The sequence below is a fragment of the bacterium genome, assembly GCA_016708315.1.
In the GTDB taxonomy this organism is placed as follows: domain Bacteria; phylum Zixibacteria; class MSB-5A5; order CAIYYT01; family CAIYYT01; genus JADJGC01.
In genome coordinates this window covers 14,921-38,156 of record JADJGC010000002.1, presented here as the reverse complement: position 1 = coordinate 38,156, position 23,236 = coordinate 14,921, and the positions used below count along the sequence as shown (strand labels likewise).

Genomic DNA, 23,236 nt, shown 5'->3' with positions numbered 1-23,236 from the left:
GTTCAGCCATTGTGTTGCTCTCCTTCATGATCAGAGCCAAAAGTATCATCCAGCGGCAGACGACTTATCCGCGCGACTTCGCTATTCTGCAGCCGCAATGTCCAGACAACCGCGCCGAGAAATGCCGCAAAGAAAATCAGCAGGGTCACTATCGGATAGATAGCGACATCTTTGATTGAACTCAGTACTTCGCTAATCATTGTCCTGCCTGCTCCTTTACCTTAATATCGGTGCCCAATCGCTGCAGATAAGCTATCAGCGCGACGATCTCGCTATCCCATTCAGTGACAATCTTCGCTTCCTCAAGTCTCTTGGCGATTGCATTACCCTGCATTCGCAAGTCATCCACGGCACGTACTTCGTAACCCTCGTCGTATGGCACGCCCAAACTGCGCATCACTGATATCTTCTTCGAAGTGTTGGAAACATCCAGCTTGTCTGTGATCAACCACGGATAAGGCGGCATCACCGAACCCGGCGACATCGTGGTCGGGTCTTCCATATGTTGGTAGTGCCACGCATCCGGATACTTGCCGCCCACGCGATGCAAATCCGGGCCGGTACGTTTCGATCCCCACAAGAATGGATGATCGTATACAAACTCGCCGACCTTGGAATACTCGCCGTACCGCTCAGTCTCTGAACGGAATGGCCGCACCATTTGCGAATGGCAATTGTTGCAGCCCTCGCGGATATAGAGATCGCGCCCTTCCAATTCCAGCGGCGTGTATGGCTTCACGCTGGCAATGGTCGGGATGTTGGATTTCACAAGGAATGTCGGAATAAACTCAACTAATCCGCCAATAGCCACGGCAATCAACGCAAGGACCATAAAGCGCATCGGCTTTGATTCGATCCAGCGATGTCCCCAGCCCTCCTTGATATTGAATTTCTCTGAGAAGCCCGCCGCCAGCGCCGGAGCTTGTGCCTCTTCGTTGTCGACAGCTACACCGGCCTTTGCCGTTTTGAATAGATTGTAGCCCATTACAAAGACACCAATCAGGAACAGCGCCCCGCCAAATGCGCGGATGTGATACATCGGCGTGATTTGTTGGACAATCTCAAGGAAGTTAGGATATTGCAACAGCCCTTCAGCCGTGAATTGCTTCCAAAGCAATCCTTCCGTCCAGCCGGCGAAATAGATCGGCACTGCATAGAAAACGATACCCAGCGTCGAAATCCAGAAATGGAAATTGGCCAGCTTCTTGGAGTAGAGCGGTGTATTGAATAATTTCGGAATCAGCCAATACATCATTCCAAATGTCAACAGGCCGTTCCATCCCAGCGCGCCGACATGCACGTGAGCAATCGTCCAACTGGTATAGTGCGAAAGCGCATTGACACTCTTGATCGACAACATCGGTCCTTCGAACGTCGCCATACCGTATGCCGTTACCGCCACTACCATAAACTTCAGAACGGGTTCTTCACGCACCTTGTCCCAGGCTCCGCGAAGAGTCAACAATCCGTTGATCATCCCGCCCCACGATGGCGCAATCAGCATGATCGAAAACACAGTTCCCAGCGACTGCGCCCAATCCGGCAGTGAAGTGTACAGCAGATGATGCGGTCCAGCCCAGATATAGAGGAAAATCAGCGCCCAGAAGTGAATGATTGACAATCGATACGAAAACACCGGACGTCCCGAAGCTTTCGGAATGAAGTAATACATCAAGCCGAGATATGGCGTCGTTAAGAAGAACGCGACTGCGTTATGCCCATACCACCATTGCACGAGCGCATCCTGAACACCGGCATAGATCGGATAGCTCTTGAAGAGATCAACTGGGATATGAATCGAATTGACAATGTGCAACAACGCAACCGTCACCACCGTTGCGATATAGAACCATATCGCGACATACATATGCCGCTCGCGCCGCTTGATGATGGTCCCGAACATGTTGACCGCAAAAATCACCCATACCGCTGCAATCAGAATATCAATCGGCCATTCTAGCTCGGCGTATTCCTTACTTGTGGTGATTCCCAGCGGCAGAGTGACGGCCGCCAAGACAATAATCAATTGCCAACCCCAGAAATGCAGCCTGCTCAACATATCGCTGAACATGCGCGCCTTGCACAGCCGCTGCAGCGAATAGTAGATACCCATAAAGATGCCGTTGCCGACAAACGCAAAAATCACAGCGTTGGTGTGAAGCGGCCGCAACCGGCCATAGGTCAGCCACGATATGCCGAAATTCATTGCGGGCAGGAATATCTGGAGCGCGATAATAACGCCCACCAGCATACCCACTGCGCCCCAAATGATCGTGGCATACGTGAAGTATCTGACAATCTTATTGTCATAACTAAACGTCTCAAGTTGCATGCGTCAGTTCTCCCTCATTTATCCTTAGAATCATTCAAATTCGAATTCAATTGCGGCTTGATATCATCGTGCAGCACCCGCACACTCGGCGTGTAGGTGTCTTCATACTGCCCGTTGCGCACCGCCCAGATAAACATTGCCAAGAATCCAATTGCCGCCAGCAGGCTTGCACCAATCAATATTATCAGTGCCGACATTACTTCAGTCCTAACTGCCGCGCCGACAAGCGTGTCATCATAACTGCAAATCCAACCACACTCACCGAACTAACCGGCATCAAAACCGCTGCGATTAGCGGCGACAGTTGCCCGGTAACGGCGAAGTAAGCCCCGATTACATTGTATATCAGCGAAATCATAAAACTCACTTGCACGATCCGCAAGGCGCGGCGACTCAAGTTGAGATAGCGCGGCAGCTCACCAAGTCGTTCCGCAGCAAGTATCGCATCGCTCGCTGGCGAAAACGCTGCAATATCCTCAGTAAGCGCTACTCCGACATCCGCTGCCGCCAATGCGCCGGAATCGTTGAGCCCGTCTCCAACCATCAACACCCGCTTGCCCGCCGACTTAAGGCCATCCACATAACCGAGCTTGTCGTGCGGTGATTGTTCAAACCGCAAATTCTCCGTGCCGCCAAATATTGCGGCAAATTCATCAGCCTGCTTCGCATTGTCACCGCTTATGAGCGATACATCAAATCGCTCTCTTAGAGCCGGAATCATCTCACCAGCAGCTTCTCGAAAACCGCCATGAAATTCGAATCTCCCAAGCACTTCGTCGTTGAGCACAACGACCGTGCCCGTCTTGTTCGCTGTCGAATCTTCTTTGACCGCCCATCGACTCGACCCGATTCTCATTTCCCCTGTTTCGAACAGACCGATAATCCCTTGCCCCGGCAACTCTTCAACTCGATTGGGTTTGATCGTCTCTCCCGCGCTCGCCCAAGCAACAATTCGGCGGCTCGAAGGATGCGTCGATGCCATCGCTAACCCCTTCAACATCGCCATCTGGTGCTTCGTGAGTTCTTCACCAATGAATCTGGTTGACGACTCAGTGGTCGAGGTCAAAGTCCCGGTCTTGTCGAATACCACCGTATCGACTGGCGCTATATTCTCGACTATGTTCGGCTCACGCAGGAAAAGCCCGCGTCGCCCAAAAATCTGCATCACCGTTCCGAAAGTGAATGGAATCGACAACGCTAACGCACAAGGACAGGCGACGATCAAGACCGCCGTCGTGTTGGTGATCGCTCCATCAATTCCAAATCTGAGCCAATAGGCAAATGTTGCCAGCGATACCGTTATCACAGCCACCGTGAATCGTGCGCCTACCTTCTGGGAAATTCGTGTCGCTCTGCCTTCGCGTCGATGAGCGAACTTGCTTGAACTCCACAGACTGACCAGATATCCTTGCGATACTTCTTTGATGACTTCCATCTCAGCCGGTGCTCCCACGATACGTCCTCCGGCATACAAAGTATCTCCCGCCACCTTACTAACCGGATTCGATTCACCGGTTACAAAACTGTAGTCGATGTCAACTTCGCGCGTTCGCAGGATAGAATCAGCAACGATCAACTCGCCGTTCCTCACTACAACCACATCACCCAAGTTTAGCTTGGAAAGCACAATCTGTTGCTCGCCGGTCTTGCCTTTGATCGTGACCGATAGCGGGAAGTATGACTTATAATCGCGATCAAACGACAGCGTCTGAAACGTCTTAGATTGAAATACTCGACCAATCAGCAGGAAAAACACCAACCCCGTAAACGAGTCAAAGTATCCGGTGCCGCTTTGCGTCGCGACTTCGTAACTGCTTCGCACAAAAAGCGCCAAAATGCCGATCGATAGCGGCAGATCCAGATGCACCTGCTTTACTCGCAGCCCCTGATACGCTGAGCGGAAGAAATCAACCGCACTGTAGAAAAACACCGGCAGGGCCAACAACAAACTCAGGAACCCGAAATACCGCTGATACTGCGCACCTACACCCGCTTCACCCGCAAGATAATCGGGAAAGCTAAACAGCATGATATTGGCAAATGCGAATCCAGCGATTCCGGTCTGCAGAATCAATCGTTTATTGTCCTGCACGAATGACCGCTTCTCGACTGTCTGAAGAGTGATTTTTGGCGTGTATCCCAATTGCGCCAATAGCTCAGTCACTTTGCGGAGCGACAACTCGGTCTCGCGGAACGTCACCGCCAAAGTACGCTTGGGAAAATTCACCCGCGATTCAATGATCGCAGGGTTGAGTCGATTGAGATTCTCAAGCAGCCAAATACAAGATGAACAATAGACTTGCGGAACATGAAAAGTCACACGGCTTGTCGTACCGTCAGTGAAGTCCAGCAGCTTCTGCCTCACCGATTCGTCATCAAGAAACTCGAAACGTCCAGCATTTTCCTTCCCCTTAAGTGAAATTCCGGTCGCGCCATGAATCTGATAGAAACTGTCGAGGTTGTTATCACGAAGGAGATGGTAGACTGTCAGGCAGCCGCGACAACAGAAAGCCAATTCGCCCTCAGTTACCGAGTCGCGACGGCACACTTCGCCGCAATGGGCGCAGAGTAACTCCTGTTCTACCTTTATAGCGGGCATCAGCTTACCACAAAATCACAAGTTTGTACATTGTGAATCTTAGCACAATGTCATTTACAAAAACAACAGCTAATTTGGTGTTACACAACGATGTTGTCAAGCCAATTCTCCGATAAAATAGGGTTTTTGGACTGCTTTAATCCCCGATAGACATTGCTCAAATCCTACATTTCGGCAATGAATTCGCGGTTAGCGGGCCACTTCTCTGAACTACCACTAAGTGTATCGGCATTTCATCAAGTGAAAATTGGCACAATCAAATATTCAAGCTGCTGCTGTAGGATTGACTTCACTAATTCTGTTGGATAAACGGAACATTTCTGTGGAATCGACTCTGAGTTACTGTGGGTTCGACTTCAGTCGAACATACTCCTCCCACCCCTTTGATTAATCTGAATTCGGTGCTAATTGCAGGACTGACAGCTTCCGCCGAGCATCCTTGTGAGTGTGATCTTACTGACGCGCCCGGTGTAGCTGTACTCAACTTTGTTCATCATCTGCTTAACGATGTGAATCCCCAGCCCGCCCGGCTTACGTTCATGAAGCGGCATTTCCAGTTTGGCCGGCGGCGCTTCCCGTGGGTCAAAATGGTGCGAGTCAAAATCGACGAGCACGACAACCACCCGATCACTTTGACACTCGATCCCTATCTCAACTTGGTCGCTGCCATTGGGATTGTACTTTACGAAGTTGGTGTAGATTTCTTCGATACCGAGGAGAATTGCAAAGATGTCATCATCTGGTACTTGATTCTGCTTGAGAAAATCTTCGGCTTGGTCGTGCAGGATAGCCGTCTCTTCCATGCTTCTACCAAGGACAATCTTATGCGAGTTTGTCATTATCTGCGAACGTCCGTCTTCTGCAATATCTATCGTAGTCTAACCGCGGCCATGCCGTTTTAGCTGCATTTCAATATACGGCCAGACCGCGAAATAGTTATGTCCATGAGCGAATTTGCCGCCCTAAATGACTTCCCTATTTCGACTTTGGCTTATCCCGTTTACCATTTTCACCATTCGATGAATGCACCCCAATTAATAGTTTCCGCCCCTTCTGTCAAGTGATTCCGATGCTGTTTACGCCTGATGAGAATATCATTGGTCATTGAGTCCCGTACATCTATATTCACATTCACACTCGATTGGAGAAGACTATGAAACGCTTGTTCATTGTTGCCCTTTTTGCACTTTTGCCGTCTCTTGTCTCAGCCCAAGACTTTAGCCTCTTTGACTCCGCCATGGCGCAGGTTGGCCTGACCAGTGAAGATATCAGCTTTGATCAGGACGAAATGGCAACATGGGGTGGAGATACCTGGCGCTTGTCATATTTCACCATGTTTCACAAGAATCCCCTAAAGCTTCCCAAGTACGGACTGATGAACCTCGAATCGTTCAAAACCGAATGCGGCAACATCACGGCTCTTGTCGCAAATGCCGGCCGTAAAATCGACTGTCCCGTCCGCCGCAGTCTCATCGGCGATCCGCTTGAGCAATATGCAAGAATTCTCGATTCTCTTCCACAATCGGCTTGGTCCAGCAATCAGAAATCGCTTGCTGAACCGCAATTCGCCAAACTCCGCTCCAAAATCGATCTTCTCTATGCCCTGATTGACGACGATAAGTCTCTGTTTACTTCTGCATTTGATGACGTTGAGCCCAACAAACATCGCCGTCAGATCTTCGACTATTTTCTTGCCGACAGCCAAAGTCACAATGATTTAGTTGAGGACCTGGCAACCACCGTTGACTTCAATCGCATGATCGGCGGCGCCGAAGATATCGCCGAGGCGTTGCGCCGACTCTCTGACTCACTGGAATATTGCGCATTCCCGGATTCTCGCCAAGAATTCCCAACCAAGCATGGTTTAATCGTGATTGGCACTGCGAATAATGACGAATACTCCTTTCAGTCGCCGCCACTGCTAATCCTCGACCCCGGCGGTAATGACACATATCGCATCTCCGGCTTCCCCGTCAGTTATCCACTATCCGCTGTAGTCGATGTTGATGGGAACGACTTATACATATCCGCAGATTCGACCTTCCCCGGTATCGGTGGTGCAGTCCTTGGCATGTCAGTCGTCATCGATAAATCCGGCAATGACTACTACGATGCCAAGAACGTCGCCCAAGGCTGCGGTATCTTCGGTGTCGGCGTTGTCATGGACAACAGCGGCCGCGACACTTATCGCGCCAAAACCTACACTCAGGGTGCGGCGGCATTTGGCGCCGGAGTTTTTAGTGACTCAACTGGCAACGATTCCCTCTATTGTTGGATGAATTCTCAAGGTTTCGGCTACACGATGGGCTGCGGTTTCTGCATCAATTACTCCGGCGACGACGTCTACATTGCTGAAGACAGCATCCTCTTCAGTCCGGGCCAACAGACTCAAGAACACAATTCGTCGCTGTCGCAGGGCGTCGGGTTCGGCAAGCGTGCCGACTATATCGATGGCCACAGTTGGGCTGGCGGCGTAGGAATTTTGTGCGATGTCTCCGGTGCCGACAAGTACTCTGCTGGCCTGTTTGCACAGGGCTGCGGCTATTGGTTTGCTTTGGGAATGCTGCTCGACGGCGCTGGTGACGACGATTACTACAGCGCCTGGTACACGATCGGTTCCGGCGCACATTTCGCCATCGGCTATCTCGACGACTTCGCCGGAAACGACCGTTACAACGCGACAATGAACATGTCGATCGGGTCAGGACACGATTTCAACATCGGCTACTTCAACGAACGTAGCGGCAATGACACCTACCTCGCTCCCGGCCTCTCTCTAGGCGGAGGGAATTTCCAGGGGATCGGCATCTTCCACGATTGGCTCGGTGACGACAACTACACCACCATCGGCGGATTCAATCTTGGCGGCGCGCGCGGACTTGTTCAGGGCGCCCGTGCCTATCTTCGCACTTTCGGAGTCTTCGTTGACGGCGGCGGCAACGACACTTATTCCGAACCGCGCGTGAGTAACAGTTTGAGGTGGATCAGCCCCAAGTCTGACTCTACCAAAGCCGACCCCTTCGAAATTGGTGTTGGAATAGACAAGTAAAGGAATTGGTCGCGACTTAAGCTATTACGACCGCTGAGCTAATCAGCTTCTCTTTCGCAGCTCGTGACAACCGTTTGATCTTGTGCTCGAGTATGAATGCTTCGCGTAAAGTCGCAACCTCGACGCTGTATACCATTTCCACCGGTCCCCTACCGCGAGTGTAGCGCGCTCCGGTTCCACGATTGTGCGCCGCAAGTCTCTTCTCGAGATCCGTTGTCTGCCCGGTATAGAAAGTGCCGTCATTGCAGCGAAGTATGTAAACGCGGTATGTCACGCCTCCCATAGTACACTTGACAAATAATTATTAAAACCACATTCCGAATTTCTGTCATTTTGCCGGTCCCCAATAAGTCGCGCTCAGGCTTCACATTGCGGCTCTCGGCGTTTGCCATAAGGCAATACATTCCTGCGCTGGACACTCTGCCGCCCCTGTATTTTCAGCTAATCCTAAAGATTCGCTTCACGAAAGGCGATAATCAAAAGGTAACGCGCAAAGCGGCCTGACCTATCATTCCTACCGGGTCCCGTGCGCAGGAGTTACAGGGTTTATCATTAGATAACACTTCGATGCACTTCTCAAGTCGGTCCGCTTTTGGCGATCGACCGACATGCCATTTTGATCCTTGCAGAGCCGTTCCCACTTGATTGGGACGTTCACAATATATCGATCAGCGGAGGAACTCATGACCGACCCGAGGCAAGAAGCTCAATATACTGAACCACTGTACAAACGCCGGAACTACATCGTCCCGACCTTGGCAACAATTGTCGTATTGATCATTTCCGCCGTTGTGCTGTGGACAATGCACAACAATGCGACCGACAATATCAACGCTGCACTTCAACAGCAGGAGCGCGACGGTGTCAGCGCCGTCGATCGCGAAGGGTTTGCTGAAACGACCGGCACCGATCCGGTTGGATTTGATCTTTCGAATTACCTGCATGCCAAGTATCCGACAATCGTGCTTGGAATCTACTTTGTACTTGCAGCGCTCGGTATCGCCGTCCTTGTTCGCTTTACGCTGTTTATGTTGTTCTCGACCAAGCGCGATCAATACTATCCCAACGATGCCAGCCTCGACCACTTCCTCAAGCAGAAGTTCGTGTCGTGGGAGGAATTCTGCCAATACGTCCAGGCGCAGGATCACCTCAATTCGCGCTTCTGGCGAATTCTTAAAGATTCCGCGATGGTTACCAGCGCTTCCGGTCGCGTCGATCACTTATATCTGCACTTGCGTAACCGCATCGACCGCATTACCGAAAACATGGATGAGATGAGTCTCTACGACAGTATTGCCACCGCCTCACCGGCAGCAGGATTCTTCGGCACCCTCATTGGCTTCCTGTTCATCTTCAGCCAGGGACAGAGCGCCGCCAACTTGTCACAATCGCTTGAGTTCGCCGTCGGTCTAAAGGTCGCCATCATTACCAGCCTCTGGGGATTGCTCAATCTGGGTCTGGCAATCGCTGCGACCTACTTCTCGCGCCGCGTGATCAACCAGATTCACGACCAAATGGTGGTCCGCGCCGTCGCTGTCTGTGAAATTGTCGAATCGCTGCCGCAGGGACAGCTTGAAAAAGTACAGCAGGTACTTCCCAGCAAGGAGCATCTCCGTGTCCGATCGTAAATCGAAACGGTACATGGCGCCATTCATTGTTAGCGCTTCTGACCTTGCCTTCATCATGCTTTTCTTCTTCATCGTTGTGGGCAACGGCTCAACGCAGGTTGAACGAATCGAGATGCCGTATAAAACGTCAAGCGCAACAGGCGAAATGTCAACCGCTCCGTTTCGCATCGAGATCTACGACCAGAATCTGCAGGTCGACTCAAGTCAATTGGTGTTGATTCACACAACGCCCCAACCTCCGGAAACAGTCTTTGTCTCTGTCGACAATGCGATTCTCGCCAATCCCGATGCGCACTTGTTCCTGCGTGACAGAATCTCGGAATTCATCGCTTCCAAGGACATTGTTATGGATTCTGTCCGTGTCGATATTTTCAGCTCCGCTCACTCCTATTATGGTCTGGTCGCCTCTGCAATGGCGGCGTGCTATAAGCTGGACTATCCGTGCAACCTGGTTTATCGCGCTGAAGCTGAATAACATCTTTGCGAGCATGAGGTAAATGAATGCAAGCATACTTTGATCGCGACGATGCCGACCTGGAACTCAATTCCATGACTGAAAAGACGCCATCACCAGTGGATTCCCCCGGTGGATTCCTGAGCACCACTCGCGACCGTCGCAACATCGTGAGCACCGCAACCTCGCTCGGTGGCCTCGCAGTAGTTATAATGTTGCTCGTGAGCTACTTTGGCTCGTTACCTTTCAAGGCACAAGCTGCCAAGCTCGCGCCGGACGAATTCGATGCGAAGTTCGTAATCGAATTGCCGAAACCGAAGCCTGACAAACCGAAGCCTAAATTCAAACCGGTAGTCAAACCACCTGAGACCAAGCCGGTAGAACGGCTGCGCAGTATCCCCGACAAAACCACGCAGGTACTGCAAAAACAAACCCAGTTGACTGGACGTGCCGTGACCCGCGATGCTCAGCGCGTATCGCAACAAGAGGCCGCAACGGAGCGTTCGCTGCCCGCGACAATCGCCCCGGCAATCGCGCCGACCGACGAGTTTGCTCAGCGTGATTTCGTCCAGGAACAAACTGATCGCAGCACCACTGTCGCTCTCACGACTGACCGTAGCCGCGACTTGGTCGGCGCGCCGTCTTCAAGAACCAATCGAGTGGTCGCAGAAGCCGGCGTATCGCGCGTCAAGCTCGATCCTTACCATTACCAGATGGTCAACATCTGCCTGCGCCAGTGTGTCCGAACGATGTTCACACATGCCGGACTTGATGAGACTGAGAAAGCGGGCTCGAAAGAATGGCTCAAAGTGACCCGCTCAGGCGGCAACTACTTCGATTTCAGATTCTCCGGCAAGTGGCATCGACTTCAGGTCAATGTCAATTTGCTGGGCGACATTTCCAATATCGACTTTGTCGGCGTTCCTGCCATTGGTGACGATGCCGAATCGCTTCTCGAAGACGCCACTCGGAAACTGTGTCGACTGCTTCGCTTCGATGATTGTTTTGCAAAATTGTAGATTCCAACTGTGAGGTTAAGGATATGATGAAAATGAACTTTGCACGGAAAACACTGATCGCATCAGCGCTGGCAATGGCGTTGTTCTCGATCGGATACTCGGCAACACCGGTAGAGCCCAAAGGTTATCTCGACTACCTGGACTCCTACTATCAGTCAGGCAACCCCGCCGATCTCGAACAGGCGCGCAATGCGATCAAAATCGAACTCGACGCATCCGATGCGCTTCGTTTCCAGGGCTATTACTACAATGCCGAAATCCACTTCCTCATGACTGTAGAAGATCTCAAGAAGGACATGCACAACGTCGAGCTGCAAGAGAAGCTCCGCGCGTTGATGCTCCAGCTCTACAATCGCTATCTTGACGCCTATTATAAATTCGAACCGGCTCAACTCAAGACGTCAAGCGTCCCCGGCAACACGGCCTTCCTTGTTAAGGATGTGTTGATGGCAGCAATCTACTGCCCCAACGCCAACTCCTTTGCGCCGCTGGTCAAGAATGTGCTCCGTCGCGCAACTCGCGATAGCCTCTATGACGTCCAGTCCAGCTACGTTGCCAGCGTCAATGAAATGCTTCAAGAAGAATACCCCAACCTCTTTGGCGTCGCCAACTTCGCTAAAGCGGTATGGGTGAACGACCAATTCATCTCAATGAAGCAGGAAGGCGTCGTCAAGGACTCACTTCGCCGTATGGTCAATTACTTTGCGTCTATCGCCGGCGATACTCTGCGTTCAAGCTATGGACTTTCGATTTCCTATTTCCTGCTCGCGGAGACCTTCGCCAATCACGAAAACGACATGGCCTGGAGCTATTTCCGCAAGTGCCTTGAACAGCTGAACGTCGGACCATTTCCGACGCAAGGCTTCTACGCTCGCAACTACAACCGCGAAATCTACATCGCCACCTGCGTGACATTTCTCCCGACCTACGCCGAGCACCTCTACAAGGCCGGACGTTACCCTGAGATTCTCAGCAGCGCCAAACAGTTAATCGCCCTCGGTGTGCTTGATCGCGGGCAAATGGAAAGCGTCTCTCGCGAAGCCGTATTCTGGGGCGAAAAGTCTGTCCGCGCACTTCAGGATGAAGCCCGCTATTCAAGCGCCGACGAGCTGTTCCAACAGTTGAAGAGCTTCTATGAGATGCTGGACACCAAAACTCAATTGGGTAATTCGGAATAGTAAGGAGTATATCAGTGAAAACATTTATCTCAAAGTCCAAGGCGGTTATCTTGGCCGTGAGCCTGCTATCGCTCTTTGCGATCCCGGTATTCGCCAATACACAGGAAATTACCGACCTCAATGAGGATATGCAGGAGTTCCTCGAGGTCTCAAAGGTATTAACCTCAGACATCGACCGCCTGTTCGTGTCCGATATGGCCGTTCAGAATATGCACCGCCAATGGGCGATCTGGTTCTATTCCGGCAACAAGGGCGAGCTTTACGATCAAATGCTGGGTTCATCCTATGCCCGCTTTGTGATTCTGCACTACAATCTCAACAGCCCTTCATGGGCGTGGTGGGGATTGACCGAACTCGAAACCCTGCTACCTTCCTATCGTGCCTACATCGACAGTTCCACCGACCTGTCGTATCGCGACCAGTTGAACTTCGTCCAGAAAGAGTGGATGTACAAGTTCGCGACTTGTAATGCCTTCAATGAGCTTATTCCAGAAAAGAAGCTCCTCGACAATCCGGTTCAACTGAAACTCAGGCAGGGCATGTTGAATGACGAAGAGAAGTACGTCATCCGTACCGCCGAGCGCTATCTCAATCGCCGCCTCAAGGAAAAACGCGAGTTCTTCTACTTCTATGTCCCGCCCGGTGAGTACCAGATCTATGACGACAAGAACTACATCTTTTCAAAGGAATTCACCGCCGGACTCGATTCATCGCAGTACCTCTACCTAACGACCAATTACGCGTTCAATTTTGTGCCGGTCGCTGCGGTCTATTCTGAATCGGGAATTACTTATGACACGCTGTCGCCATCAGATTTTGAGTTGGTGCGTCTCGATGAAGGCCGAATCTTCGACTTCAAAAATGTCGAATTTGGCCGCTACAACTTCAGCGTCAAACCGCCTTACAAAATTGTCGATCGCTACGCCAACAAGCTGATTATCCCCAAGGAAGAATTCGGCAGTAACTACCTCGAACGCGACAGCGAGCTATTCAACAAGACGGCTTACGATCAAATCATCCTGGAAAGCCAAAAGGATTTCGTCTACAACCTCATCGAGCGACGCGAGCTACCGCCGGTTGTCGATGACAAGGACAAAAAGAAGAAGAAGGACAAATAACCGAATTCAGTAAGAAGATAACAGACACGTATCTCGATTACCGTCCCTGGAAGACTCTACTTCGTTGAATCTCTAAAGTAGAATCTTCTACTTGCTCGAAAATGGTGAGGATGCACATAGCGCCTCACCATTTCTCTTGCATATCAATTTCTGTGAACAATCTCATGAATTTAAATCCGCCCTTTTTGCCTGATCAAACACTCCAATCGAAATCTCTGATCAAATGCCGGAGGGGGGAATCGAACCCCCACGGGTTTATGGCCCGCCGGATTTTGAGTCCGGTGCGTCTACCAATTTCACCACTCCGGCAAACGGTGATTGTATAATCTTTTCCGTCTGCGCTGTCAAGTGATTCCGAATCCTAGCTTTTTGAGGCAGTGACTGATTCCAGCGCATTCCTCAGAATTGAATAGCGGACCGGAGACTGCCGAAACCGCCCGCCAAAGACTGTTCCTGACAACGAATTGTGAACCATCGACTCAAACTGGCAAGTTAAACCGGTACCCCGGCACCTGCAGTTAATGGCCCCTAACTTAACCTCTAACAAATCAGACCCTCTCAGCGTAGCTCTTGTTACGTGAGCATTATCTAATGTAGAATATCAGGGCAACGTATTTCAACCTTCTTCCTGGGAAGCACGGCGTAGGCCTTCCTCATTCCTGTACCTGATTCACCAATTGTATTACGGCGGAGAAGGTTCTCGTGCCCAAAATCAGGGTTCTCGTAATTGAGGACAATCGACTGCTTCGTGAAGGCATTGTCAAGATGATCAGCGCGGAGTCAGACATGGAAGTACAGGCATCGGCGGGTGACACCGATGCGCTCGAAATCGCGGCACAGTTGGCGCCGCACGTCGTACTTCTCGATCTCGGCCTAAAATATCAGGACAGCCTGAACATCGTGGAAGAATTCCGCAGGGACATTCCCAATTCCCAGATCGTCATAATGGATCTTGTTCCATCTCATGCTGATGTTGTGGAACTGGTCAAGGCTGGCGTTTCCGGTTTCATCCTGAAGGACGCTACGCTCTACGACTTCCTCGATACTATCCGAACAGTAGCACGGGGAATGAAAGTCCTCCCTGCTCTCATGACAGATTCGCTCTTCTCCCAAATCATAGAGCATGCTCTCAAGAGCGGAAAAGTCAAGAAGATGCCATCATCTGTCAAAATGACTCGACGTGAACAAGACGTGATCGCTCTTATTGCTGACGGCAAGAGCAACAAAGAGATCGCAATTGCACTCAACATTGCCGTTCATACGGTTAAGAGTCATGTCCACAACATACTCGAGAAATTGTCTTTGCATACTCGACTTGAATTAGCCTCGTATGCCAATCTTCCCTACAATGTTAAGCGACCTGATCCAGATAAACCCTCCTCCTAAACCTATCTTTCCGAAGACCTAGACCCCTTTTCAATCCCAAGAGCGATAGTTTTTTCGACTTGATTAGTCGTAATCAATAAGTGTAAACCATCGTGTGTGCTTTCCAGCCGCAGCCCACACACACATACCTTTAGACTACTTCGCCGAGACTTTGAATTAGAGGACGAGTGGACAAACTGAGGATTCTCCTGATCGAAACCAGCCGGCTCTTGAGAAACGGAATAATCTCACTTCTCAACGAACAGGTTGACATCACTGCAGTGGCATCAACTGGAACTCGCAGTGCGCTGGAACAAGCCAAAGCGTTCTCGCCGCAAATCGTATTGATTGCCCCCGGGACTAGAACACAGAAGACGCAGAGGATGTTGGTCTTGCTCAACAAGCAGCTACCTCAAGCCAAAATCGTTGTAATTGATTTTGTCCTCGCGCGAGAAGGCGCCGTTGTTTATGAAGGAGCAGGAATCGCTGGTTACTTGCGGCGAGACGCTTCACTCGAGGTATTCTTGCACACAATCAGGTCAGTTGCCAACGGCGCAAAGCTGCTGCCTTCGCCATTGCAAAACTCAATACTGAAACTAATCGTCGAAGATGCATTTCGGGAGGACCGCATTCAGTCGATCTACAAGGCGATTAGACTGACCAATCTTGAATATCAAGTCGCAGCAATTTTGGCCTCGGGAAAGTCAATAGAATCCGCCGCAACACTGCTCCACCTCACCGCTCCTGCTATTAAAGCACATCTTCGTAATACTATCGATAAACTGACGCTGTATCTGCAGCTCGAATCGGCCTTCCCGACAAGGCGCTTGAAATCACCAAATGATAGATGTCGCAATCAAAAAAGGCTGAGTGACAAATCACTCAGCCTTACTTCTACTAACTGATCGCAATTCTGAACTTCGACTATTCCTTCTTCTGAGAAGTCGTCACTTTGTTGTCTGCGTCAGCGACCTTAACCTTTGCGAGATTAAGCAACCCTTCGATATCGAAACCCATCGCCTGCGCACTGTCAAGAAGCTGTCCTAACATCTTCGGACCCATCATTGCCAGCCGCGTCATCGAACTCCCCTGCCCTTCGCTGTTGCCGCCGCCGTCATACATGATGACCTTATCAACATTACCCAGCGGTGCCGCAATAGCACCAAATACTGACGCAAATGCCGTGATCACTGGCGGCAATTCACGTGCCACCTCAAGCAAGATTGCAGCCTGACTGAATTGCTTGTACGCTTCCGCTTTCTTCGCCAGACCTTCTGCCTCGGCAAGAAGTTTCTGCCGGATGACTTCTGCCTCGGCGATACCGGTCTCTCTTGTAACCTTTGCTCGTGCAAGACCCTCGGCCTCGATCGCGACTCCCAAGCCTAGCCCCTCAACCTTGCGCTTATGTGATTCTGCATCAGCGCGCAAAATGATCGCCTTGTTGTCACCGGCTGCCCGCGCTTCTTGTGCAAGTTGATAACCGGCGGCCTCTTTGACCTGTGCATCAGCCTTGGCTTTGGCTGGAACTACAACATCAGCTTCCTGCTTTTTCTCCTCGCGCTTGATGTTCTGTTCTTCCACCGCGATTAATGCGCGCGCCTGCTCTTCTTCGATCTTCACCTCGGCCACCACAACGTTCTGCTTGGCACGCGCAGTCGCAAGCGGTCCGGCCTGGCTGGCAGTAGCCGTCTCCATTGCGACTTCAGCATAGTACTGCTGCCTCGCAACATCCGTTCGCTTGGTCGCTTCCGCTTTGATTTTTTCGTTTTCCTGGTTTACGACTTCAGCCTGCTGTGCAGCTGTCGTCGAACGCTTCTTGGCTTCCGCTTGTGCTTCCGCTTCGCCAATCGAAGCATCGCGCTGAACCTCGGCTGTGCGCTTCTTACCAAGCGCCTCGATGTATCCCTGCGTATCGGTAATCGACTGCGGGTTAAACACATCGATCTGTATTCCCAGTCGTGCGAGATCCTCTCCCGCTTCCTTGAGTACTTCAGTGCGGAACTTTTCGCGGTCATTGATCAACTCTTCCACCGTCAGTCGTCCGATTACACCGCGCAAATTCGATTCCAACGTCTCCTGTGCAGTCTGGCGTATATCCTGCGCCGTCTTGCCCAAAAATCGTCCGCCAGCAATCAACAGCGAATCAGCATCATCCTTAAAACGAATATTGGCGAGCGCTTCTACCGTTATCAACACGCCGTCCTTGTTTGCCATATTCTTGGTTTGGACTTGAAGCGTGATTTCCGAAAGGTCCAAGAACTCTACTGCTTCAATGATCGGCTTCCTCAATCGTCCGCCGCCAGTCACTACGACCGTTCCCGCCGGAAGCAATCGCACCGCAGAAACTCCCGCGCCCGTCACAAGTGTCTCGGCACCCTTCTTCGCGCCAGATTTCGCACCATAGAAGAACGCTGCTTTGTGCGGCGGCACCTTGACGTAGAAACTCGTCATGATGCGGACCAAAATGATAATGGCCATCAGTGTTATAAATGCCAGAATCGGCCACATGAAGTTGGTGAATAGGTCTATCACTGTATTCTCCTTATTGAATTGAAACCTCTGTCGCTGTCAAATTATCCCTCTTCGACAATGACGTGCTGCCCCACTTTGTCTACAATCTTAACAGTGTGGCCCAGCGGTATAGCATGTCCATCCTTAGTCCGCGCCATAAATGTATCTTCTCGCCCTCTGACACTGCACGCAATCTGTCCGACGCCGTTCGCAGGAATTGCATCGATCAATCTCCCGACCGCTCCGATGATATCCGAACGCGTGATTGTCGAGGACGCTTGCTGCTTCCAGATCGTCTTGATGATTGTGAACCCAATCAACCCCATCACTAATGCGCCGCCGATTCCGAAGAGCGAAGCAATCAGCATCGTGTAGTCGGTGCCGGCGATGACACCAAATCCGGTGACACCAAACCCGACCATCGCAATGGCCAGAATTTTGACCGAGAATATTGATGGACCACCGTCGCCATCACTGAGTACGTCACTGTCAGGATTCGAAAAATCATGATCGTGATCGTGGCTGAACAGCAGGCTAATCAGGAGAATCGCAAAACCGAGTATTCCTATCGTTGCGAATAACAACATTTCAACACCTCCTTGCAGTGTATCGCATGTGCTTGCCTGTACCATAATTAAATGGTTTTGCCTTCCCCCATGTAGGAAATCTTCAAAAATTCGCAAAAAAGTGAACTATTCAGGCGAGTTTCCACCCTTCCAAGTTTGCAAATTCGATTGTTTCGAAGCTTGAAATCTCGTAATATGCCCCGATGAAGAAACGGACGGATTACTTAAGCTGGGATGATTACTTTATGGGTGTCGCTCTTCTATCAGCCCAGCGCAGCAAAGACCCCAGCACGCAGGTCGGCGCCTGCATCGTCAGCGACAAAAATAAAATCGTCGGCATCGGCTATAATGGATTTCCCATCGGACTTAGTGATGATGAATTGCCTTGGAGCCGCGAAGCCGAGAGCCGCCTCGACACCAAGTACCCCTATGTCTGCCACGCCGAGATGAACGCTATCGTCAATAGCACGCAAGCCACTCTCGCCGGAGCTCGTCTCTATGTCAGCCTGTTCCCTTGTAATGAATGCGCCAAGCTGATTATCCAGGTCGGAATCAAAAAAGTGATCTACCTGAGCGACAAGTATGCGCACGATGAGTTGTTCATCGCCGCCCGCAAGATGTTCACGATGGCTCGTATTGAGTGCATCCAACTTGTCCCGAAAACAACATCGATCACTCTCGACTTCTCCAAATTCTAGTTCATGTGGGCCACTCAATCATCATCAGTTGTCATCCCCGCCCAAAGCGGGCAGATAAAGTGTTCCATGATGTTGGTGCCCAGTAGGGCAGGTTTCCTTGCCGACGCGACCTCAACATTTCCTCTACCCTTCACCGGAAACCTGCCAATCTTTTCACCCACGGCTTTTCTCCTCCAAACAAAAAACGTCCCGCACCGATCAAATCGGCACGGGACGTTTTCTGTGATATCAATACAACTTACTAATCACATGCCGAACATGGAGCCGGTCCACCACCGAAGATGTAACTGATCAGATACACCGCATCGGAAATCGTCACCCCGCCGCTGCAATCGGCATCGCCGGCCTGAATCGGATCAGGCGCCGGACCGCCGCCAAAAATATAGTTGATCAGGAACACAACGTCGGACACCGTAATTGCCAGACTTCCGTCCGAGTCGCCGCAAATGTATTGCGGGTCAACAACGTCGATGCTGACATTTACCGTGTCGGAATTGAACGGATCCTGCGAGTCGCGAAGTTCAACCGTGAAGAAGTATGTCGCATTGAATGTCGGCGTACCGGTCACAGTGCCCGCAGCGCCATTGAACACACAACCAAACGGCAAATCGCCGCCAAGCATCGTCCAGTTCAACGGCGGGATTCCTCCAGCTCCGTCAAACTGGAAGAAGTACGGCTGACCATTATATGCATCGGGAAGCGTCGTCGTGTAAATGTGTACCTGGCCGTCGCACAGATCCCCGACTCCATCGTTGTCTTCATCGAGCTGGTTAGGATTCGATACCGCCGGGCAGTTGTCGCACGGGATCGCCGACACCATCGCTGTCAAAATCTTCCTGTCCCAGATTGACAACCAAATCGCAGTTATCGTTCTCGTTTAACAATCCATCATTATCGGCATCCGGATCGCAGACATCCCCGATGCTGTCGCCGTCGACATCACTCTGATCGGGATTAAATGTCGTTCCGCAATTGTCCAACTCGCAATTATTCAGCGTGTCGTCCGGGTCGCCCCATCCATCGAGGTCGGTATCATGGCAGATGTATTGGTATGTGCATGGTTCAACCACGACAATCGGTGGGTCACACGGCGCCAACTTGCTCCGGGAGAATAACTCGTATTCATCATACGTCAAGCACTCGGCGATTTCTTCTGTCTGACCGATCGCCGCACTCTTGAACAAGGTTACATCGAGCAGATTATCCCAATCGTCGTAATCGGTGAGAGTCTGCAGCGTAGTGTTTGAACCGCACCAGTCAAAATCGCGCAGGTCCTTTGACACCGGCGCAACATCGATGATACCGTTGCAATTCCAGTCAACCGGACCGTAGCCAATGCCGGTAGATTCGATCAAAGCAGCCTCATTAAGCGGCGGACGTGTACCGTCAGAATAGTCGAGATTCTTCAGATCAATCAACGTATCCTCTGCAAGTTCCGAACAAAGCATCTCGCGACGTACAGCATCTACTTGATAGCGATATGCCATCACGCTCGCATAATTTGGTTTGTACTGCCCAATCGCGCCCTCATCCTGATTGCCGGCATGACGCAGATTAAGATTGTGTCCAAGTTCATGCACCAAAGTGGAGGCGCGCTGGAACGGCGTCCCAATCTGGCCCGACCACGATCCAAGCGAGACAATGAAATCATCACCCGCTAATTCTCCCAACCCGGAACTGGAGCCGCCATTGTAGTTGTGTGCCATAATGCAATAATGCCAACCCGGATCGCCGAGATGATCCATGTAATTCTGCTTGTACCAGCCAAATCCTCCCGACGCCATATTGCCGAAAAACGGACTGCCCGTCATGTTGTCCGTATGCGGAACTGAGTCCGAAACTTCGATTATCATCACAATTCCCTGACAAGCAAATGTCTGGACTATCATCGCCACTTCCGCCGGTTGCAGTTTGTGCGAATGCCCGACGCCAACCATGTAGTCGACTTCGACTTTAATGGTGTCGGGACGCACGGCCAGAGCTGTCGAAGCAGACAGCAGGATCAAGAGCAGGATGCCGGTAACAATCTTGGTCATGAGTTCACCTTTATAAATGACATAGATAACTTTCTCGATTTGTTATACATATTATAGTTAGACCAACGTAATCCACAATGAGACACTGCCTGTAGCTTTGGTGTACTCAGGCCTAATTGTCCAATGGTGAACTACATGGATCGCACGGGGCGCTGCCGCCACCGAAAATGTAGTTAATTAACAATACGACATCCGTGACCGTAAGGTTCGAATCGCAATTCGTGTCACCCGCCATTTGTGGCACCGGTTCCGGTCCGCCTGTGAAGATATACCCGATCAAATAGACAGCATCGCTGATCGTGACTGATCCACCGCCGTCGGCGTCACCCGGCGTAAACGAGCAGGCAACAAATGAGCGAACAAATGACATCGGGTTATTCGCACAGACAGAAATGCCAGAAACGCGCCAATAGTACCTCGACTGATCAATGAAGCCTGACACCGTAACCCCATTGGAGTCAACAACTATACTATGATCAATTGAAGTGAAATTCGAATCGTTATCAATCTCGATTCTATACGAATCCGCCGGGCTGAAGCTGTCCCAGGCGAAGGCAATTGGGCTCCGGAGAACGTCATTGTCGGCTGGTAGTTCAAGGCTCGGCTGACTAATCGCCGAGGGCACCTGCCCTATCCAGGTCATCCAATTGCTCGACGACGGCCCGCTATATTCCGTCGAAATCCATACCTTGTTCGGATCTACCGGGTCAGGCCCAATTCCTGCATAGTCACCCCATCTTACCGGTTCCGAACCCGAGCGGGCACTCTGGCCGGCCTTGAGCAAACGACTGCTGTTCGTAGCCATGAGATCTTCTGTATACCAGATACTGATGAACTCCTCGGTTGAAGAACGATTAAAGCCAAGGAAGATTCGGTCAGAAGGATCGACGTAGATTCCCGGGAAGTAGTAGTGCTTCTTGTCTGCGCCGAAAACCTTGTCGACAGTCGCCATGGATGTCGTTGTATCAATTCCCAGTATGCGTACAGCCGCAACCGTTGCCGATCCCCAATTGAATCCTTGGTCGAAGGCCGTATAGACTTTCCCGTTACGGAACAGAACATCCTGCGTCATCGATCCAAGCGTCCCAACGTTCGCTCCGCCCTTCTGCTCAACAGTCGGTGGCGACGGATACGCCGGGATATTCACCCTTGGTCTCACCGTTACAACTGGACTAAGGACAGGATTGGTGATCTTCCAGTAGGTTGTATAGTTTGAACCAAACCATAGATTCGAAAGCAAGAACTCGCCGTCAGCGTCATCGTAAGTCACTGCCGGCTTAACGGTAAACGCCGTCGAGTTGTCGTTATACTTTAAATACCAAAGATCGTTGTAAGTGACGGGAGCACCAGAATAGATCTGAAATTTCGGCAGAATTCTCACCTTGGCATATTGGTATCCACCGCCAAACTCCCATTGGTTTGAGGTCAGATAAACTGCCTCATCATAGTCGAATCCGAGTCCGGGATAATCCGGCCAGCAATTCGAAGGCACCGTCCCGTTTACCGCCGCATTGAGATTATAACTCCACCAATTCCCCATCGCATCTGAGGTCTGTGATACAGAGACGAGATAAGACGACTCATCCACATCGTCCGAGCATAAATAGAAAATGATGAAATGACCACCATTCGGATCATATACAACCTTCGGGTCGAAAATGAATCCGCTTGCCGGGGGAGGCGTCGTATTCTGGAACCAAAATTCTGCCGTCGACTGCAGCAACTTGACACCAGTCTCCTTGTTAAAGATGGCAATCGAGCTGTTAACTACTTCAACCACGTGAGTCGGTCCTGCCGCTACATGCGGATCCGGCGGATCCCAACCGGTGTTGCTGATCCCTGCAAAACTCTTGCACGGAACATATCCGGCATCTTCCCGATCAGCGAGTTCCGTTGCACGGTCGAGAATGAAGCGCGGATTCGAGGGGTCGTAGGTCTCTACCTGGAACCGTGCTTCCGGCCGGGTCATCGGGTCCTTATGATACTTGCGCTGGGGTTTGCTTGTCGAGATCGGATGCGTGACGGCATTTATCTGTTCCGGAGAAGTGATAACTGGCGCAACTGCGACATTCGACTTGGCGCTTTGATAAGTGACTTTGTCCTCCGCAATTGCTGCGGCGACAAAAATCAGGGTCAGAGAGACAACAAGAGAAAGCTGGCGTATACGCATGAAACTACCTTCATCGAGCGAGAGTGTGTAACAAATTGTCTAATCCATCAATAAGAATTCGCCGAAGCGGCACGTGAGTAAGAAGTTGCCCGGCGCATGAAATTGAGTGCATGTATACCATATCTAATATATCTCATCGACCAATTTCAGCAAGGGAATACTTCCCCGCCAATTTGCCCGCACTGCTACTTTCCTCCTTGTCGCCAGCCTGCAATTACATAGATTTCAACCATGTCCGATTCAACTGACGACCCGATTGAGTATCCAATCGACGGTATTTTGGACCTGCATCATTTCGACCCGAAAGATGTCAAAGAGCTAGTGCCGGAGTATATACTCGCCTGCAAAGAGTGCGGAATCCTCGAGATTCGTATCATCCATGGCAAGGGAATTGGCCATCTGCGCAGGACGGTCCATTCACTGCTCGAACGCAATGAAAATGTCGAGTCGTTTCGGCTTGATTCTCAGTCGTCATCCTCATGGGGCGCAACGCTGGTGACACTGCGGAAATAG

General features: G+C 51.0%; 19 protein-coding genes, 1 tRNA gene and 1 pseudogene. 10 read left to right on the top strand and 11 right to left on the bottom strand.

The window, feature by feature from the left end:
• Window positions 1-2 precede the first annotated feature (2 nt).
• The 5 genes from IPH59_00270 to IPH59_00250 form a co-directional block, all read right to left on the bottom strand.
• Window positions 3-200, bottom strand: a complete 198-nt coding sequence (locus IPH59_00270) for a cbb3-type cytochrome c oxidase subunit 3 (protein MBK7090153.1) — start codon at window positions 198-200, stop codon at window positions 3-5.
• The gene (ccoN, locus tag IPH59_00265) at window positions 197-2,332 is read right to left on the bottom strand and encodes a cytochrome-c oxidase, cbb3-type subunit I (protein MBK7090152.1); all 2,136 of its coding nucleotides are present in this window, start codon (window positions 2,330-2,332) and stop codon (window positions 197-199) included. The genes IPH59_00270 and ccoN overlap by 4 nt, the downstream gene beginning before the upstream one ends.
• Before the next feature lie 14 nt (window positions 2,333-2,346).
• On the bottom strand, window positions 2,347-2,529 hold the full coding sequence (gene ccoS, locus IPH59_00260; GenBank protein ID MBK7090151.1) for a cbb3-type cytochrome oxidase assembly protein CcoS: 183 nt from the start codon (window positions 2,527-2,529) through the stop codon (window positions 2,347-2,349).
• The gene (locus tag IPH59_00255; protein ID MBK7090150.1) at window positions 2,529-4,931 is read right to left on the bottom strand and encodes a heavy metal translocating P-type ATPase metal-binding domain-containing protein; all 2,403 of its coding nucleotides are present in this window, start codon (window positions 4,929-4,931) and stop codon (window positions 2,529-2,531) included. The genes ccoS and IPH59_00255 overlap by 1 nt, the downstream gene beginning before the upstream one ends.
• A gap of 404 nt (window positions 4,932-5,335) precedes the next feature.
• A complete protein-coding gene (locus IPH59_00250) occupies window positions 5,336-5,770 on the bottom strand; it encodes an ATP-binding protein (protein ID MBK7090149.1) in 435 nt (144 codons plus the stop codon).
• 314 nt (window positions 5,771-6,084) lie between these two features.
• On the opposite strand from IPH59_00250, the gene IPH59_00245 reads away from it, so the two are divergent.
• A complete protein-coding gene (locus IPH59_00245) occupies window positions 6,085-7,980 on the top strand; it encodes a hypothetical protein (protein ID MBK7090148.1) in 1,896 nt (631 codons plus the stop codon).
• 16 nt (window positions 7,981-7,996) lie between these two features.
• Here IPH59_00245 and IPH59_00240 read toward each other — a convergent pair whose 3' ends face one another.
• Complete coding sequence (locus tag IPH59_00240) at window positions 7,997-8,263, bottom strand: GIY-YIG nuclease family protein (GenBank protein ID MBK7090147.1); 267 nt, start codon at window positions 8,261-8,263, stop codon at window positions 7,997-7,999.
• Between the two features lie 400 nt (window positions 8,264-8,663).
• Between IPH59_00240 and IPH59_00235 the strand changes: the two genes are divergently transcribed.
• From IPH59_00235 to IPH59_00215, 5 genes are read left to right on the top strand one after another with little or no spacing between them, the layout of a single operon-like run.
• Complete coding sequence (locus IPH59_00235) at window positions 8,664-9,608, top strand: MotA/TolQ/ExbB proton channel family protein (GenBank protein ID MBK7090146.1); 945 nt, start codon at window positions 8,664-8,666, stop codon at window positions 9,606-9,608.
• Window positions 9,595-10,083 carry a hypothetical protein gene (locus IPH59_00230; GenBank protein ID MBK7090145.1) on the top strand — a complete coding sequence of 163 codons (489 nt, stop codon included), beginning with the start codon at window positions 9,595-9,597 and terminating at the stop codon, window positions 10,081-10,083. The genes IPH59_00235 and IPH59_00230 overlap by 14 nt, the downstream gene beginning before the upstream one ends.
• Window positions 10,084-10,109: 26 nt before the next feature.
• Window positions 10,110-11,081 carry a hypothetical protein gene (locus IPH59_00225; GenBank protein MBK7090144.1) on the top strand — a complete coding sequence of 324 codons (972 nt, stop codon included), beginning with the start codon at window positions 10,110-10,112 and terminating at the stop codon, window positions 11,079-11,081.
• 23 nt (window positions 11,082-11,104) lie between these two features.
• Window positions 11,105-12,259, top strand: a complete 1,155-nt coding sequence (locus tag IPH59_00220) for a hypothetical protein (GenBank protein ID MBK7090143.1) — start codon at window positions 11,105-11,107, stop codon at window positions 12,257-12,259.
• A gap of 14 nt (window positions 12,260-12,273) precedes the next feature.
• Window positions 12,274-13,377, top strand: coding sequence for a hypothetical protein (locus IPH59_00215; protein ID MBK7090142.1), 1,104 nt, complete (start codon window positions 12,274-12,276; stop codon window positions 13,375-13,377).
• Between the two features lie 224 nt (window positions 13,378-13,601).
• Here IPH59_00215 and IPH59_00210 read toward each other — a convergent pair.
• Window positions 13,602-13,686: transfer RNA gene (locus IPH59_00210), tRNA-Leu, on the bottom strand.
• A gap of 393 nt (window positions 13,687-14,079) precedes the next feature.
• On the opposite strand from IPH59_00210, the gene IPH59_00205 reads away from it, so the two are divergent.
• Both IPH59_00205 and IPH59_00200 read left to right on the top strand, forming a co-directional pair.
• Window positions 14,080-14,763, top strand: coding sequence for a response regulator transcription factor (locus tag IPH59_00205; protein ID MBK7090141.1), 684 nt, complete (start codon window positions 14,080-14,082; stop codon window positions 14,761-14,763).
• Window positions 14,764-14,930: 167 nt separating this feature from the next.
• On the top strand, window positions 14,931-15,647 hold the full coding sequence (locus tag IPH59_00200) for a response regulator transcription factor (protein MBK7090140.1): 717 nt from the start codon (window positions 14,931-14,933) through the stop codon (window positions 15,645-15,647).
• A 19-nt stretch (window positions 15,648-15,666) separates the two neighbouring features.
• Here IPH59_00200 and IPH59_00195 read toward each other — a convergent pair whose 3' ends face one another.
• Together IPH59_00195 and IPH59_00190 are read right to left on the bottom strand one after the other, a co-directional pair.
• The gene (locus tag IPH59_00195; GenBank protein ID MBK7090139.1) at window positions 15,667-17,274 is read right to left on the bottom strand and encodes a hypothetical protein; all 1,608 of its coding nucleotides are present in this window, start codon (window positions 17,272-17,274) and stop codon (window positions 15,667-15,669) included.
• Between the two features lie 41 nt (window positions 17,275-17,315).
• Window positions 17,316-17,840, bottom strand: a complete 525-nt coding sequence (locus IPH59_00190; protein MBK7090138.1) for an NfeD family protein — start codon at window positions 17,838-17,840, stop codon at window positions 17,316-17,318.
• 182 nt (window positions 17,841-18,022) lie between these two features.
• Here IPH59_00190 and IPH59_00185 point away from each other — a divergent pair, with 182 nt between their 5' ends.
• Window positions 18,023-18,517 (top strand): dCMP deaminase family protein, encoded by a 495-nt coding sequence (locus IPH59_00185; GenBank protein MBK7090137.1) that lies wholly within the window; start codon window positions 18,023-18,025, stop codon window positions 18,515-18,517.
• Window positions 18,518-18,758: 241 nt separating this feature from the next.
• On the opposite strand, the pseudogene IPH59_00180 reads toward IPH59_00185, so the two are convergent.
• A pseudogene (locus IPH59_00180) lies at window positions 18,759-20,553 on the bottom strand (thrombospondin type 3 repeat-containing protein).
• 112 nt (window positions 20,554-20,665) lie between these two features.
• The gene (locus IPH59_00175) at window positions 20,666-22,723 is read right to left on the bottom strand and encodes a dockerin type I repeat-containing protein (protein MBK7090136.1); all 2,058 of its coding nucleotides are present in this window, start codon (window positions 22,721-22,723) and stop codon (window positions 20,666-20,668) included.
• A gap of 231 nt (window positions 22,724-22,954) precedes the next feature.
• On the opposite strand from IPH59_00175, the gene IPH59_00170 reads away from it, so the two are divergent.
• Complete coding sequence (locus IPH59_00170; GenBank protein MBK7090135.1) at window positions 22,955-23,236, top strand: Smr/MutS family protein; 282 nt, start codon at window positions 22,955-22,957, stop codon at window positions 23,234-23,236.

What these genes read in the sequence shown, in the direction of transcription:
- IPH59_00270 (MBK7090153.1), bottom strand. Translation starts at nt 200, where the DNA reads ATGATTAGCGAAGTACTGAGTTCAATCAAAGATGTCGCTATCTATCCG.
- ccoN (MBK7090152.1), bottom strand. Translation starts at nt 2,332, where the DNA reads ATGCAACTTGAGACGTTTAGTTATGACAATAAGATTGTCAGATACTTC.
- ccoS (MBK7090151.1), bottom strand. Translation starts at nt 2,529, where the DNA reads ATGTCGGCACTGATAATATTGATTGGTGCAAGCCTGCTGGCGGCAATT.
- IPH59_00255 (MBK7090150.1), bottom strand. Translation starts at nt 4,931, where the DNA reads ATGCCCGCTATAAAGGTAGAACAGGAGTTACTCTGCGCCCATTGCGGC.
- IPH59_00250 (MBK7090149.1), bottom strand. Translation starts at nt 5,770, where the DNA reads ATGACAAACTCGCATAAGATTGTCCTTGGTAGAAGCATGGAAGAGACG.
- IPH59_00245 (MBK7090148.1), top strand. Translation starts at nt 6,085, where the DNA reads ATGAAACGCTTGTTCATTGTTGCCCTTTTTGCACTTTTGCCGTCTCTT.
- IPH59_00240 (MBK7090147.1), bottom strand. Translation starts at nt 8,263, where the DNA reads ATGGGAGGCGTGACATACCGCGTTTACATACTTCGCTGCAATGACGGC.
- IPH59_00235 (MBK7090146.1), top strand. Translation starts at nt 8,664, where the DNA reads ATGACCGACCCGAGGCAAGAAGCTCAATATACTGAACCACTGTACAAA.
- IPH59_00225 (MBK7090144.1), top strand. Translation starts at nt 10,110, where the DNA reads ATGCAAGCATACTTTGATCGCGACGATGCCGACCTGGAACTCAATTCC.
- IPH59_00220 (MBK7090143.1), top strand. Translation starts at nt 11,105, where the DNA reads ATGATGAAAATGAACTTTGCACGGAAAACACTGATCGCATCAGCGCTG.
- IPH59_00190 (MBK7090138.1), bottom strand. Translation starts at nt 17,840, where the DNA reads ATGTTGTTATTCGCAACGATAGGAATACTCGGTTTTGCGATTCTCCTG.
- IPH59_00185 (MBK7090137.1), top strand. Translation starts at nt 18,023, where the DNA reads ATGAAGAAACGGACGGATTACTTAAGCTGGGATGATTACTTTATGGGT.
- IPH59_00175 (MBK7090136.1), bottom strand. Translation starts at nt 22,723, where the DNA reads ATGCGTATACGCCAGCTTTCTCTTGTTGTCTCTCTGACCCTGATTTTT.
- IPH59_00170 (MBK7090135.1), top strand. Translation starts at nt 22,955, where the DNA reads ATGTCCGATTCAACTGACGACCCGATTGAGTATCCAATCGACGGTATT.